Source organism: Rhizomicrobium sp. (assembly GCA_037200385.1).
In the GTDB taxonomy this organism is placed as follows: domain Bacteria; phylum Pseudomonadota; class Alphaproteobacteria; order Micropepsales; family Micropepsaceae; genus Rhizomicrobium.
In genome coordinates, this window is the sequence record JBBCGL010000001.1 from 2,040,798 (window position 1) to 2,058,210 (window position 17,413).

Sequence of the window (17,413 nt, forward strand, 5' to 3'; positions counted from 1 at the left end):
TTGCGAAGCTGCCCCTCCTTCTTAGCTCACCAGGCGGTCCAACCGCCATCGACGGTCAGCGCCTGCCCGGTCATGAAGGACGAGGCGCGGGAGGCGAGGAAAAGCAGCGGCCCGGCGATCTCGTCCGCCGCGCCGAGGCGGCCGAGCATGGTGCGGGCGGCCAGACGGGCGGCGAAAGCGGGATCGGCCTGCCGGATCGCGGGCCGCGGGAAGGGCCCGGGAACCAGCGCGTTCACGCGAATGTTTTCCGGTCCGAGCTCGGCGGCAAGATGGCGGGTGAGCTGGAGCAGCGCTGCCTTGGCGGGGCCGTAGTGAAAGGGGCTCTGGCCGCCGCGCTCGGCATAGATCCGCGCATCGGGCGAGACCAGCGCATACATGGACGCGATGTTGACGACACTCGCCTCGCCGGCGGCGGAGGCGGCGGCGCGCAGCGCCGGAAGCGCGGCGCGCGTCATCTCGAAGGCGGCGGTAACGCTGGAGGCATAGGTCGCGGCGAAGTCGGAGGGCTCCAGCGCGGCGAACGGCTTGGGCGTCATCGCGATGGCGTTGTTGACCAGGATGTCGAGGCGCGAGCGCGCCGCGAAGAAAGCGCGGGCCGCCGCGGTGTCGGCGACGTCGAAGGCGGCGCGCTCGACCGAATGGCCTTCGGCGGCGAGTTCGGTCTCGAAGGCGGCAAGCTTGGCGTCATCGCGCGCGTTGAGGATCACGTGCGCGCCGGCGCCGGCGAGCGCACGGGTCATGGCCTGGCCCAGATGGCCGGGCGCCGCCGAGACGAATGCGATCCGCCCGTCGAGCCGGAACATCGTCGACGCCTGCGCGCCGGAAAGGGCGGCGTCGTGCCGACCCATGAGCAAAGCCTCCGTCCCCTGATGCCTGCAATCTAGGCACAGACGGGTAAACGCGGCGTTAGCGTGAATGCTCCGTTAATCGCGCCATGCCGACGCCGCGGCATGCGCGAACGCATCGAAATCGCCGGGCGGATCGCCGGTCAGCGCGACCACCGCGCCGGTGACGCGGTCCTCGGCACCCCCCGCAATGGCGGCGTCCATCCCCGCCAGGATCTGCGCCGTCAGCGGCGACAGCCCGGCGGCCATGTGGCGCGCCGCCAGATCCTGCGCGTCGACGCGGCGATGAACGACATGACGGCCGGCGGCCGCGCCGATGCTGCGCGCCACGTCGTCGTAAGACAGTGTGTGGGGGCCGGTCAGCACGAAATCCGCGTTGGGGCCATCGGCTTTCGTCAACGCCGCCAGCGCGCAGCGGGCGATGTCGCGCGCGTCGATGAAGGGGACGCGGCCGTCGCCGGTGGCGGAATAGATCGCGTTCTCGCCGCGGATGGTCGCCAGATGCGGGCCTTCCGAAAAGTTCTGCATGAACCAGCTCGGGCGCAGCACCGCCCATTGCGGCGCATTGTGCCGCAGCCATCGATGGACCTGTCCCATCGCCGGCCCGTCGGCGTCGAGCAGAGAGGCGCTCTGTAGGACAACGCGCCGGACGCCGAGGGCGATGGCGGTCTGGGCGAAGGCGATCATCGCCGGCGACGGATCGCCGGCCTGCGTCGGCGCGATGAGATAGACCGACGACACGTCATCGAGCGCGGCACTCCAGGTGCCGGCGTCGTTCCAAGCGAAGCCGGTCGCGCGCGCGGCGACGCGATGCGCGATGCCGCCGGCCCGCAACGATGCCACCAGCCGGCGGCCGACCTTGCCGGTGCCGCCCGTGACCAGGACCACGCTCACCGCGGCGTTCCGAAGCCGGTTGCCCAGTCCGCGCCGAACGCGGCCATCGAGACCAGCGGATTCCAGTATTCGCGATAGCGCGCCAGCTTGCCATCGCTGGTCTCGAAGAACAGTACGTAGCTCTGGTCGTATGGCGCGCCGCCCGGCAGCACGTGGCCCTTGATCGCGACCTCCGCGACCGCGACCGCCGGATCGTGCATCGGGAAGACGCGGGCCCGCGCCACGGCGTCGATCGCGATCCTGCCTGCCGCCGCCTTCATATAGCCGAGGATCTCCGGCCTGCCGCAGTAGATCGGCTGCCGGCCGGCCGGCGCGAAGGGAAATTCCAGGACGCCGTCTTCGGCCCACAGATCGATCCAGGCGTCCCAATCGCCCCTTGCCATGAGCGTCTGGTAGGCGCCGACCAGCTGCAAGGTTCGGACGCGAATCTCGTCGTCGGTTGTCATGGGACGGCCTCCTGCGGTACGGCCGCCTGCATAGCCATGAAATGACCAGCGGTCAATCAAAATGACCGCTGGTCATTCCACGGCGCCGGCGCTAGAAGACGCCATGGGACGCCACGCGCTCGCGCCGCAGGACAAGCAGGGCCGCCGCCAGATGATCCTGGACGCGGCCGGACGGCTTTTCCTCTCCGGCGACGGCACCCTTCCCTCGGCGGCGCAGATCGCGGCGAAATCGGGTATCGCAAAGGGCACGGTTTATCTCTATTTCCGAACCAAGGAGGAGATTTTCGCGGCCCTGCTGCTCGAAGGCTGGGCCGCCCTGCTTCAGGACGTGGGCGGCACGCTCGGGCGAACGCGCGGCACGCGGACGGCGAAGAGCGCCGCGTTTCTCAAAGCCTTCATCCGCCATCTGGAAAGCCATCCCGGGCTGCTGCGGCTCGACGCGCTCGGCTATGGCGTGCTCGAGAAAAACCTCGAGCCGGCCAAACTCAAGGCGTTCAAGGCCGCGTTCCTCGCCACGCTGGGTGAAACGGGCGCGCTGGCCGAAAGCGCCCTGAAACTGGCCGACGGCCATGGCGTGCGGATACTGATGCGCACCTACGCCCTGACGCGGGGTTTGTGGCAATCGTCCCGCCCGCAGGGCTTCCATGCCGAGCTGCTGGAGGCGTTGACGGAATATTGGCGCGGCGCGCTCGCCTAATCCGCGCCCAGGATCTTCCACACGCTCGATACCGAATAGATCGGCGCGCCGTCGACCGTGAAATCGCCGCGCAGGAACAGCAGCGCCTTGGTCCGCCGCGTCAGCACCGGGGCGAATTCGATCCAGTCGCCTTCGCGCGCGGGGGCGAGGAACTGGCTCTGCATGTTCAGCGTCACGCAATTGGCCCGGTCGCAGGCATCCCATGCCGCCTGGCCGAGCGCCGCGTCGGCGAAGGTCATCAGCGTGCCGCCATGCACCACGCCGCGCATGTTGACGTGCCGCGCCGCGACGCGGAAGCCGAAGCGCTTGGCGCCCTTCTCGCCCTGCTCGTAGAGCGGCCCGACATGGACCTCGAACGGATCGACGAGATGGGTCTCGGCGAATCCGGGCGGGACGGGCGCGGCCATGCTCAGACGATCTTCCACAGACCAGTCGCCACCGCCACCGGCCGGGCGCCGCAGACGATGTCGGCGGAGAGGAACACCATGGTGCGGGTCAGCCGCGTCACCCGCACGCGGCTCTCGAGGATCTCGCCCGGCCTGGCCGGCCCGACGAAATCGCAGGTCAGCGAGACCGTGCTGCAGCCCGCGGCACCCGACGCGGCGCGCGCGGTCTGGCTCATCGAGATGTCGGCGAAGGTCATCAGCATGCCGCCATGGATGCTGCCCGAGCCGTTCATGTGCTTGGCCAGGATGGGCAGCGCGAAGCGCCGCAGCTCGCCGTCGGCGGGCAGCCGCCATATCGGTCCGGCATGGAGGTTGAAGCCGCCGATCGATATGTTTTCCGCGCCCGCGGGCAGGCCTTCAGGGATTTCGCTCATTGCCGAAGCGATAAGCGGTTTCTCGCTGCATCGCAACAATCCGCGCCTTGCCGCATTGGATTTGTCGCGCGGTCCCTCTAAAGTTCGGGATATAAGTAAGATGCGTCAGGCGAGGGGTCGCTCAAGCGCACGCCGTATCCAGCCCAGATGGTTTCCAGCCAAGTGAGGACTTTCATGACCATGCGTTTCGTCCGCGCCGCCCTGACGGCTTGCCTGTTGGGAGCCGCCACAAGCTTCGCCCTGCCCTTCGCGGCGATGCCCGCCTATGCCGCCAAGCCCACCGGACCCAGCGTGAGCGCGCCGGTCGCCAAACTGCTGCAGCCGGCCGCCAAGGCGCTGGAGGCGAACGATCCGCAGACCGCGCTCGGCCTCATCAAGCAGGCGCAGGCCCTGCCGGACCAGACGCCGTTCGACACCTACAAGATCAACGAATTCCTCGCCAATGCCGCGATCAAGACCGGCGATCATGCGACGGCGGAGGCCGCCTACATCGCGATGGCCGATTCGCCCTCCCTGGCCGAGGTGACGCCGGAGGAGAAGGCACAGACGCTGCGCATCGCCGGCCTGCTCACGACCGAGCAGAAGCATTACGACAAGGGCATCAAATACCTGAGCGCCTTCAACGCCCTGGGCGGCGCGCCGGATCCCGTCGCGCTATCGAGCCTGGGACAGGCTTATTACTACAGCAACGATTACGCGAACGCCGAAGCGGTGGCGCAGAAGCTGATCGACACGACGCCGGCCGGCGCGTCGCCGCCGCAGGCCGCGTTCGAGATCCTGTTCGTCTCGCAGCTCAAGACCAACAAGCAGGACGCCGCGATGCTGACGCTCGAAAAGAGCCTCACCTATTACGACGATGCCGAGGAGTGGGGACAGCTCATCGACACCTCGCTGGGCGTCAAGGGCATCAAGAACCTCGAAGGCCTGCACATCTATCGCCTGCGCGTGCCGGCCAAGGCCAAGGGCCAGGCGGACGATTACACGATCCCCGCATCGATCGCGCTGCAGGCCGGCTATCCGGTCGAGGCAGAGGCATTCCTCGACGCCGGCATCGCCGCCGGCGTGGTGCAGGCGAGCGGCAAGACCGCCGCCCAGATCAGCGAAGCGCGCGCCCGGGCCAACACCGACCGCGCCAGCATCAAGCAGTTCGACGCGCTGGCCCGCAAGACGGCGACCGGCGACTTCGACCTGCGCCTGGCGGAGACCTATTACGGTTATGGCCGCTATGCCGACGCGGCCGAGGCGGCCCGCCGCGCCCTCACCAAGGGCGGTCCCAAGACCGACTCGAATGAGGCCAATATGGTGCTCGGCGAAGCCCTGATCCTGCAGGGCGACACGGCCGGCGGGGTCGCCGCGTTCAACGCGCTGCACAACCCGACGCCCGGCTTCGCGAAAGCGCAGCATCTCTGGCTGCTCTTCGCCAACCGCAAATACGCCGCCGCCACGCCGGCGAAGTGACGTCCTGAAACGCGCCGGAGCGGCCCACCGCTCCGGCGCTTTCCTGTCCAGGTCCCGCCATGACCCTGGTGCTCGGCTTCGTGCCGTTCATCCTGTTCGATCTTCTGATGCGCGAGTCGGTGGACCTGGCGCTGTGGGCCGCATTCGCCGCCGCCTTCACGCTCACCATCCGCTCCTTCCTCGACACCCAGGTGCTCAAGACCCTGGATGCGGGCAACACGCTGCTGTTCGGCCTGCTCGCGCTCTACAAGGGCTTCCTCCAGCCCGGATTGTCCTTCGGCACGGTGCTGCTGACGGTGGACGGCGCCCTGCTGCTGCTCGCGCTGGGCTCGCTGCTGCGCCGCGCGCCCTTCACGCTGCAATATTCCCGCGAGCAGATCCCGCGCGAGCAATGGGAGGCGCCGGGTTTCGTGCGTTCCAACTACGTGCTCAGCGGCGTCTGGGCGGCGGCGCTGGCGGTGATGACGGCGGCCGACGCGGCCGCGACGCTGGCGGGCGCGATCTCCCTCACCTGGGCGGTGGTCGCGGGCCTTGTCGCGCTGGCCGCGGCGCTGACCTTCAGCCTCCGATATCCGGCCTATCTGCGCAGCCATGGCGGCGCCGCGCCGGAGTGACGCGGAAGGGTCTCCAACTCGAATTGCATTTCGATTGATCTCCTCCTCTGTCATCCCGGCCAAGCGATGCACCAGCATCGCGCCGAGCCGGGACCCATGGCGCCCTGCGTCTCGATGGGTCCCGGCTCTCGCTGCGCTCGGCCGGGATGACACCCGAGACGCATGCGTTGAACACGTCCGCTCCGGCACCCCGCTTGACTATATTTCGCTATTTCCCTAAATACCGAAATATGAGCGACGTGTTCGACGCCCTGGCGCATCCGGTCCGCCGCAAGATCCTCAAGCTGCTGCGCCGGCGTGCGATGAGCGCCGGCGAGCTGGCGGACCGGTTCGATCTCGCCAAGCCCACCCTGTCGGGTCATTTCGCGGTGCTGAAGGCCGCCGACCTCGTCAGCGCCGAGCGCCAGGGCACCACCATCCTCTACCGCGTGAACATGAGCGTCCTGGAAGAAGCCGCCGCCGCCATGATGGACCTGGCCGGCCTGCGCGGCGCGAAGGAGTCGAAGACATGAACAGCCGCACGCCTCTCGTCGTCAGCGCCGCCGTCTTCGCCGTCATGCTGGCCACCAGCGCCTGGGCCTGGTTCCAGTTGCCGCCCGGCACACCGATCCCGATCCATTGGGGCATCGATGGCCAGGCCGACGGCTTCGCCCATGGCCGCTACGCGCTGTTCGTGATCCCGTTCATGACCGCGCTGATCACGATAGTGTTCTGGGGAATCCCCGCGATCGAGCCCCGGCGTCTCAACCTTGTCGCCAGCAGCAAGTTCTACCGCGCCGCCTGGACCGGCGCGATCCTCCTGCTCGCGCTGACGCATGGCGTCGCGCTCTATGCCGCGCTGCATGCCGGCCTGCGCGTCGGCAGCGTGATCCTCGCGGCCGTGTGCCTGCTGCTGATCGTGATCGGCAATTACATGGGCAAGACGCGGTCGATGTTCCTCGGCGGCGTCCGCACCCCCTGGACGCTGTCGAGCGAATATTCCTGGCAGCGCACGAACAGCCTGGCGGGCAAGATGTTCGTCGCCGCCGGCGCGGTCGGCTTCGCGGCGGCCGTCGCCCTGCCGGGGCGCGAAGCGTCGCACGTCTTCCTCACCGCGATCGCGGCGGCCATCGTGCTGAGCATCGTGGCATCCTATGTCTATTGGCGCCGCGACCCCGAGCGGAGCCCGCAGCCCTGAGCGCTTTGCCCCGCGCGGCGTGAAAGGCTAGGTTCGCGCGCCTTGCCCTCACGGAGCGCTCCATGAAAGACGCCGTCATCGTTTCCACCGCGCGGACCGGCCTCGCCAAATCCGTGCGCGGCGGCTTCAACCTGACCCATGGCGCGACGATGGGCGGCCACGCCGTCAAGAACGCCATCGCGCGGGCCGGGATCGATCCCGCCGAGGTCGAGGACGTCTATCTCGGCTGCGCCCTGCCCGAAGGCGCCACCGGCAACAACATCGCCCGCGCCAGCGCGATCTGGGCCGGCTGCCCGGTGTCGACCGCGGGCGTCACGATCAACCGCTTCTGCTCCTCCGGCCTCAACGCCATCGCGATGGCGGCGCAGCAGATCATGACCGAGGGCACGCCCGTCGCAGTCGGCGGCGGCGTCGAGTCCATCAGCCTGGTGCAGATGGGCGGCATGAACCTCAACCACTTCACCGAAGAGCACCTGATGCAGGTGAAGCCGGCGCTGTGGATGGCGATGATCGAGACGGCCGAGATCGTCGCCGAGCGCTACCAGGTCAGCCGCGAGCGCCAGGACGAATATTCGCTGGAAAGCCAGCGCCGCACCGCCGCCGCGCAGCAGGCGGGCAAGTTCAAGGACGAGATCGTGCCGCTGGCGACCAAGATGAAGAAGCTCGACCGCACGACGGGGACCGAAAGCGTCGTCGACGTCACGGTGGACCATGACGAGAGCAATCGGCCCGACACCACGCTGGCCGGCCTCCAGGCACTCAAGCCGGTGTTCAGCGGCGGCCAGCAGGTCAAGGACGGCAAATACGTCACCGCCGGCAACGCCTCGCAATTCGCCGACGGTGCGGCCGCCGTCGTCGTGATGGACGGCGCGGAGGCCGCCAGGCGCGGCATCGCGCCGCTCGGTATTTTCCGGGGCTTCGCGGTGGCGGGCTGCGAGCCGGACGAGATGGGCATCGGCCCCGTGCTCGCCGTGCCGCGCCTGCTGAACCGTCACGGCCTCAAGGTCGCGGATATCGACCTGTGGGAGCTCAACGAGGCTTTCGCGAGCCAGACGCTCTATTGCATGGACACGCTCGGCATCCCGCACGACAAGTGCAACGTCGATGGCGGCGCGATCTCCATCGGGCATCCTTATGGCATGTCGGGCGCCCGCATGACGGGGCACCTGCTGCTCGAGGGGCGGCGGCGCAAGGCCAAGTTCGGCGTCGTCACCATGTGCATCGGCGGCGGCATGGGCGCGGCCGGGCTGTTCGAGATCCTGCCATAGGCATGCGCCGGCTCGCCCCCTTCGTCGTCCTCGTCCTTCTGGCGGGCTGCTCGACATTCGAGTCCGTGGTGCAGCCGCCCGCGCCACCGCCGCCCGATCCGCGCACCCTGATGCCCGCGCTGGAGCAGCGCATCGCCGTCCTGATCGCCGACGCGCGCGCGCGCATCGATCCCAATGCCAAGCCGCTGATGATCGATCCCGAGCTGTCGGGCATCGCGCGTCAGCGCGCCGCCGACATGGCGGCGAAGAACTATTTCGCCCATACCGCACCCAATGGCGACACCTCGGGCTCGCTGCTGACGGCGGAGGATCCGCATTTCCAGGGCATCCTCGGCGAGAACATGGCGGCGCTGCATTACACGCCCGCGCTGGGCGTCGACGTGGAGGGCTTCGCGCGCAAATTCGTCGACACCTGGCTCAAGAGCGCGCCGCACAAGGAGAATCTCGCCTTCGCCGACTACAATCGCACCGGCGTGGGCGCAGCGGTGAACGGCGACACGGTCTATGTGACCCAGCTCTTCTCCACCGATCTGGGCATGGGACCGCACCAGGACGACGCGCCGCCGGCCGTGGTCACGCCCGTGCCGAGCGCCAGGGCCGGCAAGGACGCGATGCCCGAACCCAAGCCCAAGCCGCTGCTGCGCGGAAGCGAAGGGGTGAATTGATGACCGGCGCCGGCCCGACCAACCGCCCGATCCGGACTTATACGGAGTTCTGGCCCTATTACCTGCAGGAACATGCCAGGCCCGCGACCCGCAATCTGCATTTCTTCGGCACCGGTCTGGCGCTCGCCAGCATCGTTGGCGCGATCGTGCTGGGCCGGCCGCTGCTCGCGCTGATCGCCCTTGTCGCGGGCTATGGACCGGCCTGGATCGCGCATTTCTTCGTCGAGAAGAACCGGCCGGCGACCTTCACCTATCCGGTCTGGTCGCTCGTTTCCGACTTCCGGATGGCGTGGTCCTGGGCCACCGGCCATCTCGAGGCCGAGCTGCACGAAGCCGGCGTCGGTCGCTAACCCGACATTAACGCTGATCGGCGAAATTGATCGGTGAGCAACGGTGCTTCGGAGTGACCGCTGCCCAACGGGTACACAACCATTCTTTACACTACATCTTGACACCGGTACTTATCCTAGCGTGTGCGGTGCTAAGTGAGTCGAAATGCGGCCTGACATTCCCTGGAACGTGGCGGGTATCCCGCCCGAGGCGCGCGAGGCGGCAAGAGCCGCAGCACGCCGCGAAGGTCTGTCAGTCGGCGAATGGATGACCCGGAGGATACTCCGCAGCTTTTCCGATGGGCCGGACGATATGACACCCGCGCGTGAACACTGGTCGTCCAACGGCAATGGCTATGCCGGCCATGCCGAAGCACCGCGCCTCGGCGCGACCCGCCGCGACACCGAGGACATGCTCGCGCACGTCGCGCGCAGCGAGAGCGAAGCGCAGGACGTCTATCGCCGCATCGAGGAGCAGTTGCGCAACGTCGCGCGCCGCCTCGAATCCACCGAACGCAGCCAGTCCGAGAACAACCGCGCCATGAGCAAGGCGGCATCGGAGATCAACGTCGTCGCACGCGAGCAGGCCCAGGCCTTCGACCAGCTCGGCGGCAGCGTGGTGACCCTCGCCGACCGTCTCGAGCGGCTCGAACGTGCCGGCGCCAGCGACGGCACCCGCGATGCGGTGAAGGGCCTGCACCAGGGCCTGTCGCGCCTCGCCGACCAGATCGCCACCACCGCCAACCAGTCCGCGACGCAGATCTCGCAGCTCGCGGGCAATCTCGAAGCGCTCGCCGGCCGCCTCGCCGAGGCGCGCAACGAGAGCGAGGCCGCGGTGCGCGGCATCGAGCAGCGCGTGACCCAGATCGACTCCAAGGTGGCGCATGTCGACCAGCGCCTGGCGCTGGTCTCCGCCCTCGACGAGCGCCTGCGCGCGGTCGAGCGCGCTGCCCAGGCGAGCAACGACGTGCTCACCCATGCGGTGCACAGCATCGAAGCGCGCAAGGACGAGGAAGCGGCCGCGCTGCGCCGCGATGCCGAGACCGCCGGCGCCATCTCGCGCCTCGAAGACAATGTCTCGCGCATCGAGACGCGCGCGCCGGATCCCGCGATCGACCGCCGCCTCTCCGGCATCGAGCGCAGCCTCACCGACATCGTCGGCCGCTTCGACTCGCCGGCCTCCAACGACGCCGTCGAAGACAACATCAAGCGCCTCGCCCAGCGTATCGAGGCCGCCGAAGCGCGTCAGCGCGACCAGGTCGCCGAATTGCGCGCCGCGATCAGCGAGACGGCGAACCGCGCCGCCGCGCCCGAGCCGGCGCTGCACACGCTGTCGAGCACGCCGTCGCCTTTCGCGCCGCCGCCGCTGCACCAGAGCTTCGACGCGCCGCCCTTCCCCGAGATGGCGCCGGCCGGCCCCTTCCAGCAGAGTGCCGATCCCTTCGCCGCCGCACCGGGCTTCGATGCTCCGGCCACGCCGTTCGGCGCGGAAAGCGTCTTCGCCGCCGATCCCTTCGCGCCGCCGCCGCTGGTCTCCGAGCCCGACAACTATCTCTCCGCTGCGCGCCGCTCCGCGCGCGCCGCCGCGGCCCAGGCCGACACCGAACGCGGCGGCCGCATGGGCGGATTCTCCTGGGGCGCCGCCGCCGCCATTCCCGCCGAGGAGAAGCCGGCCTCACGCAACTATGTCTGGATCGTGATCATCGCGCTGCTCGCGGTCTTCGCGATCGCGGCCGGCGTGCTGCTGAGCCATACGCTGAACTCCAACTCCACCCGCACCGTCAGCCTGCTGTTCCCGAAGAAGGCCGACGCCGTGGCGCCGCTGCCGACCCGCCCGGCCGCCGATCTGCTGCCCTCGTCCAGCGGCAGCGATGTCGCCGCGACGCCGGCGCCGGCTCTGACGCCGCTGCAGCCGCACACCATCAAGTCCGCGCCCGTGCATGCGCCGCAGGTCGTCGCTCCCGCTGCGGCCGCTCCTGCGCCGCCGGCCGCCGCGATCAAGCCGCAACCGGCCGCCGCGCTGACCCCGCTCGACAAGCTCACCCAGCTCGCCACCGCCGGCAACGCCAAGGCGGAGCTGGTGGTCGGCCTCAAATATCTCGACGGCGACGGCGTGACGGTGAACGAAGCCGATGCCGCCAAATGGCTGGAGCGCGCCGCCGAGCAGGGCCTTGCCGTGGCGCAATATCGTCTCGGCACGATGTATGAGCGCGGCCGCGGCGTTCCCGCCGATACGGCGCGCGCGGTGCACTGGTACCAGCTCGCGGCCCAGGCCGGTAATCGCAAGGCGATGCACAATCTCGCCGTCGCCTATGCCTCGGGCACCGGCACGACCAAGAACCTCGCGGAGGCGGCGCGCTGGTTCTCCAAGGCCGCAGCGCTCGGCCTGGCGGATTCGGAATTCAACCTCGCCGTGCTCTATGAGCGCGGCCTGGGCGTGCCGCAAAGCCTGCCCGATGCCTTCAAATGGTATTCGATCGCAGCGGCCAGCGGCGACAACGAATCCAAGGCGCGGGTCGACGCGCTGGGCAGCCAGCTCACCGCCGACGACAAGGCGGCGGCGCAGCACGCGGCGGAGAGCTTCAAGCCGCAGGCCCTCGACCCCCGCGCCAATGTCGCGCCGCAGATGGGCGACGTGGCGGGGTAGACCTTCGCATCTGCCATCCATCCTTCGACAAGCTCAGGATGAAGGTTGTGAATTGGCCCTCATCCTGAGCGTGTCGAAGGACGAGGGCCGTCTCCCCTCCATTGGAGTAAAGCGCGGCGCAGCGGCTCTGCGCGGTTGACCCCTCGGGCCTGCGCGCGCACATTCGATTCGCATTTTTCCCGTGATCCGCGCGTTTAGATGGAAATCTATCTGCCCGTCGCCGAGATGTCGGTCCATTGGCTGATCGTGCTGGGCATGGGCGGGGCGATCGGATTCCTCTCCGGCCTGTTCGGCGTCGGCGGCGGTTTCCTGCTGACCCCGATGCTGATCTTCTACGGCGTGCCCGCCGAGGTCGCGGTCGCGACCACGGCCAGCCACATCACCGCGTCGTCGATCTCGGGCGCCCTGACCCAGTGGCGCAAGCGCGCGCTCGACCTGCGCATGGGCCTCGTCATGGCGGCGGGCGGCCTCGCCGGCACGACGTTCGGCGTCTGGCTGTTCGCGGTGATGCGGCGCTACGGCCAGATGGACCTGCTGGTGTCGTCGAGCTACGTGCTGCTGCTGGGGACGGTCGGCGGGCTGATGCTGAACGAGAGCCTGGGCGCGCTGCGCGCCGCGCGCGGCGGAGCGCCGCCGCCGCGCCGGCTGGGCCAGGGCCAGTGGATGCGCAGCCTGCCCTTCAAGATGCGCTTCCGCGAGTCGCGGCTCTTCATCAGCGTGATCCCGCCGCTGATCATCGGCGTGTTCGTCGGCGTGCTCTCTGCCATCATGGGCGTCGGCGGCGGCTTCGTGATCGTGCCGGCGATGATCTACATCCTGCGCATGCCGACCAATGTCGTGATGGGCACCTCGCTGTTCCAGATCATCATCGTGACCGCCGCGACCACGATCCTGCAGGCGACCAGCAACTACTCCGTCGACATCATGCTGGCGCTGTTCCTGATCCTGGGCGGCGTGGTCGGGGCGCAGTTCGGTGTGCGGGTCGGCGAGCGGCTGCGCGGCGAGCAGCTTCGCCTGCTGCTGGCGCTGCTGGTGCTGGCGGTCGCAGCCCGCCTCCTGCTCGGCCTGGTGCTCAAGCCCGACGACCTGTTCTCCGTCGCGACGGTGATGCGGTGAGGCGGCGGCTGGGACTTCTTGCGGCGATCGCGCTCAGCCTCGCGCCCGCGGCGGCGACCGAAGACCTCGTCTCCGGCCTGTCGCAGGACACGGTGGAGATCACCTCCAACTACACCGGCACCGACATCGTGGTGTTCGGCGCCATCGAGCATCCCGAGGACACCGGCGCGAACGACGTCGTGGTCGTGGTCCGCGGGCCGGACGCCGACATGACGGTGCGCGAAAAGCAATGGGTCGGCGGCATCTGGATCAACCGCGACCAGGCCAAGCTGTCCGGCATGCCGTCCTACTATTTCATCGCCAGCACACGGCCGCCGGACCGCATCGCGGCGCGCACCACGCTGGAGCGCTATGCCATCGGCCTGAACAACATCGTGCCGGAGCGCGCCGACAGCCATCACGATCCCGAACCGTTCCGCCTGGCGCTGATCCGCCACAAGCGGCAGGACGGGCTCTATGGCGAGACGGCCGAGGGCGTCGAGATGCTGAGCCCCACCCTGTTCCGCGCCCGCGTGCCGGTGCCGGCGACGGTGCCGCGCGGACAGTACAACGCCGAGGTCTATCTCTTCCGCGACGGGAACGTGATCAGCGCCCAGTCGACGCCGCTGTTCATCGACCAGACCGGCCTCGAGCGCCGGCTCTACAATTTCGCGCACAACGAGCCCTTGTCCTACGGCGTCGCGACGGTGCTGATGGCGATGGTGCTGGGCTGGCTGAGCTCGGTGGTGTTCAGGCGGAACGAGTGAGGTCCGCCATGCCTCCCTTGTCATCCCCGGCCGAGCAGCGCGAAGCGCTGCGAGGGGAAGGGGACCCAGATGGCAAATACCGTCACGGCATTTCCCGCCTGGGTCCCCTTTCCCTTCGCGATGCTAACGCATCGCTCGGCCGGGGATGACAAGGGATGCTTCAAAGCGCAATCCGCGGCCTGCCCCGCGCCGCGACCGCATAGACCCGCCGCCCGCCCAGCATGTAGGCCGCGAAGGCGCCGCCGAACAGCGTCGCGATCGCGACATCGCGCACGTCGAGGCCGCCGGCATAGGCGCCGAAGGCGGGCATCACCAGCCGCGTGCCGTCGGAGGCGAAGCAGCGGCGGCGCAGGCTGCGGCCACGCAGCGTGACCGTCGCGCAAGGGTGCAGATGACCCGCGATCTCGCCCGGCTGCGGTTCGTCCGACGGCTCGTGCCGGAAGACGAGACCGCCGATCGCGATCTCCGCCGTCACCGTGCCGCCGAGCCAGGCCGGCGGCTGCGGGTCGTGATTGCCTTCGATCCACACCCAGTCGCGGCCGCCGACGAACCCGGCGAGCACGGCGCGCTCCTCCGCATCCAGCCGGTCCGCCGCCTCGCGGTCGTGGAACGAGTCGCCCAGCGCGATTACCCGCGCCGGCGCATAGCGGCCGATCAGCATCGCCATGCGCTTCAAGGTGGTGCGTGTGTCGTAAGGCGGCAGCAGGGCGCCGCGCCGCGCCAGCGACGAGCCCTTCTCGAAATGGATGTCGGAGAAGACGAGGGTGCGCTCCGCCGGCCACCACAGCGCGCCCGCGCAGTCGAGCATCAGCGTCTCGCCGTTCACCTCGGCATGAAGATCGTCCGACATCGATTCCCAATCTAGAACAAGGTGCGATCAATCTTACGCAAGATGTCATCCCGGCCGACCCCGGCCTTGAGCCGGGGGAGAGCCGGGACCCACTGAGCCGCTTGCACAATGGGTCCCGGCTCAGCGCGATGCTGACGCATCGCTTGGCCGGGATGACAGTCGTGATTCAAACCGATCACAACAGACTCCAAACCGTCCCGTTCACGGGAGGGTTTATCCCTATATCCGCATCGCATCCGCGATCAGCGACTCCTCGGCTTCGCGCAGGATATCCTCATGCGCCTCGCCGGCCACCATCTCCTTCGCAATCTCCAGCAGCGCCGGCACCGCCAGCGGCGAGACGCGTTCCAGCCGCCGCGTCACGATCCGGCCCCGCACCCGCTGCAACATATCGCCCAGCCGGGCGATGTCGAGCAAGCCGGAACCCGCGTCCTCGTATGTGGCACGCAGCAGCACATGATCGGGCTCGTGCTCGCGCAGCACGTCGTAGATCAGGTCGGAGGAGAACGTGACTTGGCGCCCGGTCTTCTCCCCGCCGCGCGGCAGCCGCCGCTCGATCAAGCCCGAGATGATCGCGCAGGTCCGGAAGGTGCGCTTGTAGAGCGCCGATTCCGCCAGCCAGGCGTCGAGGTCGTCGCCCAGCATATCCTCGGAGAACAGCGCAGCCATGTCGGCCCCGCCCATGTCGCGCAGCGCCCACACCGCCAGCGCATATTCGTTGGCGACAAAGCCCAGCGGACGCAGCCGCAATCTTTCGAGCCGCCGAGTCAGCAGCATGCCCAGCGTCTGGTGCGCGAGGCGCCCCTCGAACGGATAGCAGACGAGATATTCTTTCGATCCCCGCGGAAAGGTCTCGACCAGCAACTGGCCGGGCTTGGGGATCACCGAGCGCAATTCCTGGATGCGCAGCCATTCGCGCACCGGATCGGGCAGATGCGCCCAACTCTCCGGGTTCGACACCATCTGGCGCACGCGCTCTGCGAGGAAGGTCGAGAGCGGGAACTTGCCGCCATTGTAGGATGGGATCTGCGCCTCCGCCTCATGCGTCTTCGACACATAGGCGCCGTCCTCGCGCATGCCCTCGAAGCGCAGCACGTGGCCGGAGAACACGAAGGTGTCGCCCGGCGTCAGCTGCTCGGCGAAATACTCCTCAAGCTGGCCGAGCACGCGGCCGCCCGCGCCGGTGGGACGGCCCTTGGCCTGCAGCCTTATGTCGATCATGGGATCTTCCACGATCACGCCGACATTCATGCGGTATTGCTGCGCCAGCCGCGGATGGGACAAGCGCCACAGCCCTTCGGGCGTCTGGCGCAGCCGCGCATAACGGTCATAGCGCTTCAGCGCATAGCCGCCGGTGGCGACGAAATCCACGATCTTGTCGAAATCCTCACGCACCAGATGCGTATAGGGCGACGCCGAGCGCACCTCCTCGAACAGCTTGGTCGCATCGAACGGCTTGCTGCACGCGGTGCCCAGCACATGCTGCGCCAGTACGTCGATCCCGCCGCGCTTCAGCCGCTCGCCGTCGAGCTCGCCGGCCAGCACCGCGTCGCGCGCCGCGTTGCATTCGAGCACCTCGAAGCGGTTGGCCGGCACCAGCAGCGCCTGGCTCGGCTCGTCCAGCCGATGATTGGCGCGGCCGATGCGCTGCACCAGGCGCGCCGCGCCCTTGGGCGCCCCGACGCAGATCACCTTGTCCACCGCGCCCCAGTCGATGCCGAGGTCGAGCGTCGAGGTGCAGACCACCGCCCGCAGCGCGCCGCGCGTCATCGCGGCCTCGACCTTGCGGCGCTGCGCCGGCGCCAGCGATCCATGATGCAGCGCGATGGCGAGATTGTCGGAATTGATCCGCCACAATTCCTGGAAGGTGCGCTCCGCCTGACTGCGCGTGTTGACGAAGACCAGCGCGGTCTTCGCGCTCTTGATCGCATCCATGATGTCGATCATCGCGTGGCGCGCCAGATGCCCGGCCCAGGGGACATAGGAATCCGAGGTGCTGATCTCGATCTGCGGCCTCGCCCCCGCCTGGCCCAGCACCAGCGCCGATTTCGCCTCGCCCTCCGTTGACGGTTGGCGGGCTTCGCCCGCGGGGGGCTGCGGCATCAGATAGCGCTGCAGCGGCGCCGGATCCGCGACGGTGGCGGAGAGCCCGACGCGGCGATGGCCGGGCGCCAGCGTCTGCAGCCGCGCCAACCCCAGCGCCAACAAATCGCCGCGCTTGGAATTGTGCATGGCGTGCAGCTCGTCCAGCACCACGGTCTTGAGGTCCGCGAACATCAGACTGGCGCCGGGATTGGAGATCAGCAGCGCAAGCTGCTCCGGCGTGGTCAGCAGGATGTCCGGCGGCGCGTGCCGCTGGCGCTGGCGTTTCGACACCGAGGTATCGCCGGTGCGGGTCTCGACCCGGATCGGCAGCCCCATCTCGGCCACCGGCGCCTCGAGATTGCGCGCGACATCGACCGCCAGCGCCTTCAGCGGCGAGATATAGAGCGTATGCAACGCGCTCACCCGCCGGCGCGGCCGGTTCGCCAGGTCGATCAGGCTGGGCAGGAACCCCGCCAGCGTCTTGCCGCCGCCGGTCGGCGCCACCAGCAGCACGGACTCGCCGCGTTGCGCATGTTCGATCAGCGCCGATTGGTGCGGCCGAATCTGCCAGCCGCGCGACGCGAACCAGTCGGAGAAGACGGCAGGGAGCGCAGCGACAACCTGCTCCTCCACCGCGCAAGCGGGGGAGGTGGCTTGGCGCGCCAGCGCCAAGACGGAGGGGGCCAGCTCCGTGGCTGCCCCCTCCACCATCGCTACGCGATGGTCCCCCTCCCCCGCTATCGCGGTGGAGGACCT

18 protein-coding genes are annotated in these 17,413 nt (G+C 68.7%); 11 read left to right on the plus strand and 7 right to left on the minus strand.

Annotation, left to right across the window (positions count from 1 at the left end):
• Window positions 1-26 precede the first annotated feature (26 nt).
• The 3 genes from WDM91_09670 to WDM91_09680 form a co-directional block, all read right to left on the minus strand.
• Window positions 27-848: an SDR family oxidoreductase gene (locus WDM91_09670; GenBank protein MEI9994849.1), complete on the minus strand. Its 822-nt coding sequence runs from the start codon at window positions 846-848 to the stop codon at window positions 27-29.
• Between the two features lie 75 nt (window positions 849-923).
• Window positions 924-1,739 carry a hypothetical protein gene (locus WDM91_09675; protein MEI9994850.1) on the minus strand — a complete coding sequence of 272 codons (816 nt, stop codon included), beginning with the start codon at window positions 1,737-1,739 and terminating at the stop codon, window positions 924-926.
• Window positions 1,736-2,185 carry a nuclear transport factor 2 family protein gene (locus WDM91_09680; GenBank protein ID MEI9994851.1) on the minus strand — a complete coding sequence of 150 codons (450 nt, stop codon included), beginning with the start codon at window positions 2,183-2,185 and terminating at the stop codon, window positions 1,736-1,738. Before WDM91_09680 ends, WDM91_09675 begins: the two co-directional genes overlap by 4 nt.
• Before the next feature lie 103 nt (window positions 2,186-2,288).
• Here WDM91_09680 and WDM91_09685 point away from each other — a divergent pair, with 103 nt between their 5' ends.
• Complete coding sequence (locus WDM91_09685; GenBank protein MEI9994852.1) at window positions 2,289-2,882, plus strand: TetR family transcriptional regulator; 594 nt, start codon at window positions 2,289-2,291, stop codon at window positions 2,880-2,882.
• On the opposite strand, the gene WDM91_09690 is transcribed toward WDM91_09685, so the two are convergent.
• Window positions 2,879-3,289, minus strand: coding sequence for a PaaI family thioesterase (locus WDM91_09690; GenBank protein MEI9994853.1), 411 nt, complete (start codon window positions 3,287-3,289; stop codon window positions 2,879-2,881). The two genes, WDM91_09685 and WDM91_09690, sit on opposite strands and share 4 nt — an antisense overlap.
• Window positions 3,290-3,291: 2 nt before the next feature.
• Window positions 3,292-3,702: a PaaI family thioesterase gene (locus WDM91_09695; GenBank protein ID MEI9994854.1), complete on the minus strand. Its 411-nt coding sequence runs from the start codon at window positions 3,700-3,702 to the stop codon at window positions 3,292-3,294.
• A 174-nt stretch (window positions 3,703-3,876) separates the two neighbouring features.
• Here WDM91_09695 and WDM91_09700 point away from each other — a divergent pair, with 174 nt between their 5' ends.
• The 10 genes from WDM91_09700 to WDM91_09745 all read left to right on the plus strand — a co-directional run bounded on the left by WDM91_09700 (window position 3,877) and on the right by WDM91_09745 (window position 13,722).
• Window positions 3,877-5,160, plus strand: a complete 1,284-nt coding sequence (locus WDM91_09700) for a tetratricopeptide repeat protein (GenBank protein MEI9994855.1) — start codon at window positions 3,877-3,879, stop codon at window positions 5,158-5,160.
• 59 nt (window positions 5,161-5,219) lie between these two features.
• The gene (locus WDM91_09705) at window positions 5,220-5,774 is read left to right on the plus strand and encodes a hypothetical protein (protein ID MEI9994856.1); all 555 of its coding nucleotides are present in this window, start codon (window positions 5,220-5,222) and stop codon (window positions 5,772-5,774) included.
• Between the two features lie 230 nt (window positions 5,775-6,004).
• Window positions 6,005-6,286, plus strand: coding sequence for an autorepressor SdpR family transcription factor (locus WDM91_09710; protein ID MEI9994857.1), 282 nt, complete (start codon window positions 6,005-6,007; stop codon window positions 6,284-6,286).
• On the plus strand, window positions 6,283-6,951 hold the full coding sequence (locus WDM91_09715; protein MEI9994858.1) for an SdpI family protein: 669 nt from the start codon (window positions 6,283-6,285) through the stop codon (window positions 6,949-6,951). Before WDM91_09710 ends, WDM91_09715 begins: the two co-directional genes overlap by 4 nt.
• 62 nt (window positions 6,952-7,013) lie before the next feature.
• Window positions 7,014-8,219: an acetyl-CoA C-acyltransferase gene (locus tag WDM91_09720; GenBank protein MEI9994859.1), complete on the plus strand. Its 1,206-nt coding sequence runs from the start codon at window positions 7,014-7,016 to the stop codon at window positions 8,217-8,219.
• 2 nt (window positions 8,220-8,221) lie between these two features.
• Entirely contained in the window at window positions 8,222-8,884 is a 663-nt protein-coding gene (locus tag WDM91_09725; protein ID MEI9994860.1) for a CAP domain-containing protein, read from the plus strand.
• Entirely contained in the window at window positions 8,884-9,234 is a 351-nt protein-coding gene (locus WDM91_09730; GenBank protein ID MEI9994861.1) for a DUF962 domain-containing protein, read from the plus strand. The genes WDM91_09725 and WDM91_09730 overlap by 1 nt, the downstream gene beginning before the upstream one ends.
• Window positions 9,235-9,526: 292 nt before the next feature.
• The gene (locus tag WDM91_09735) at window positions 9,527-11,860 is read left to right on the plus strand and encodes a hypothetical protein (protein ID MEI9994862.1); all 2,334 of its coding nucleotides are present in this window, start codon (window positions 9,527-9,529) and stop codon (window positions 11,858-11,860) included.
• A 198-nt stretch (window positions 11,861-12,058) separates the two neighbouring features.
• Window positions 12,059-12,976, plus strand: a complete 918-nt coding sequence (locus WDM91_09740; protein ID MEI9994863.1) for a sulfite exporter TauE/SafE family protein — start codon at window positions 12,059-12,061, stop codon at window positions 12,974-12,976.
• Entirely contained in the window at window positions 12,973-13,722 is a 750-nt protein-coding gene (locus tag WDM91_09745) for a TIGR02186 family protein (GenBank protein ID MEI9994864.1), read from the plus strand. The genes WDM91_09740 and WDM91_09745 overlap by 4 nt, the downstream gene beginning before the upstream one ends.
• Before the next feature lie 160 nt (window positions 13,723-13,882).
• Here the strand turns inward: WDM91_09745 and pdeM are convergent, their stop codons facing one another.
• The gene (gene pdeM, locus WDM91_09750) at window positions 13,883-14,572 is read right to left on the minus strand and encodes a ligase-associated DNA damage response endonuclease PdeM (protein MEI9994865.1); all 690 of its coding nucleotides are present in this window, start codon (window positions 14,570-14,572) and stop codon (window positions 13,883-13,885) included.
• A 219-nt stretch (window positions 14,573-14,791) separates the two neighbouring features.
• Window positions 14,792-17,368 (minus strand): ligase-associated DNA damage response DEXH box helicase, encoded by a 2,577-nt coding sequence (locus WDM91_09755; GenBank protein ID MEI9994866.1) that lies wholly within the window; start codon window positions 17,366-17,368, stop codon window positions 14,792-14,794.
• Window positions 17,369-17,413 lie beyond the last annotated feature (45 nt).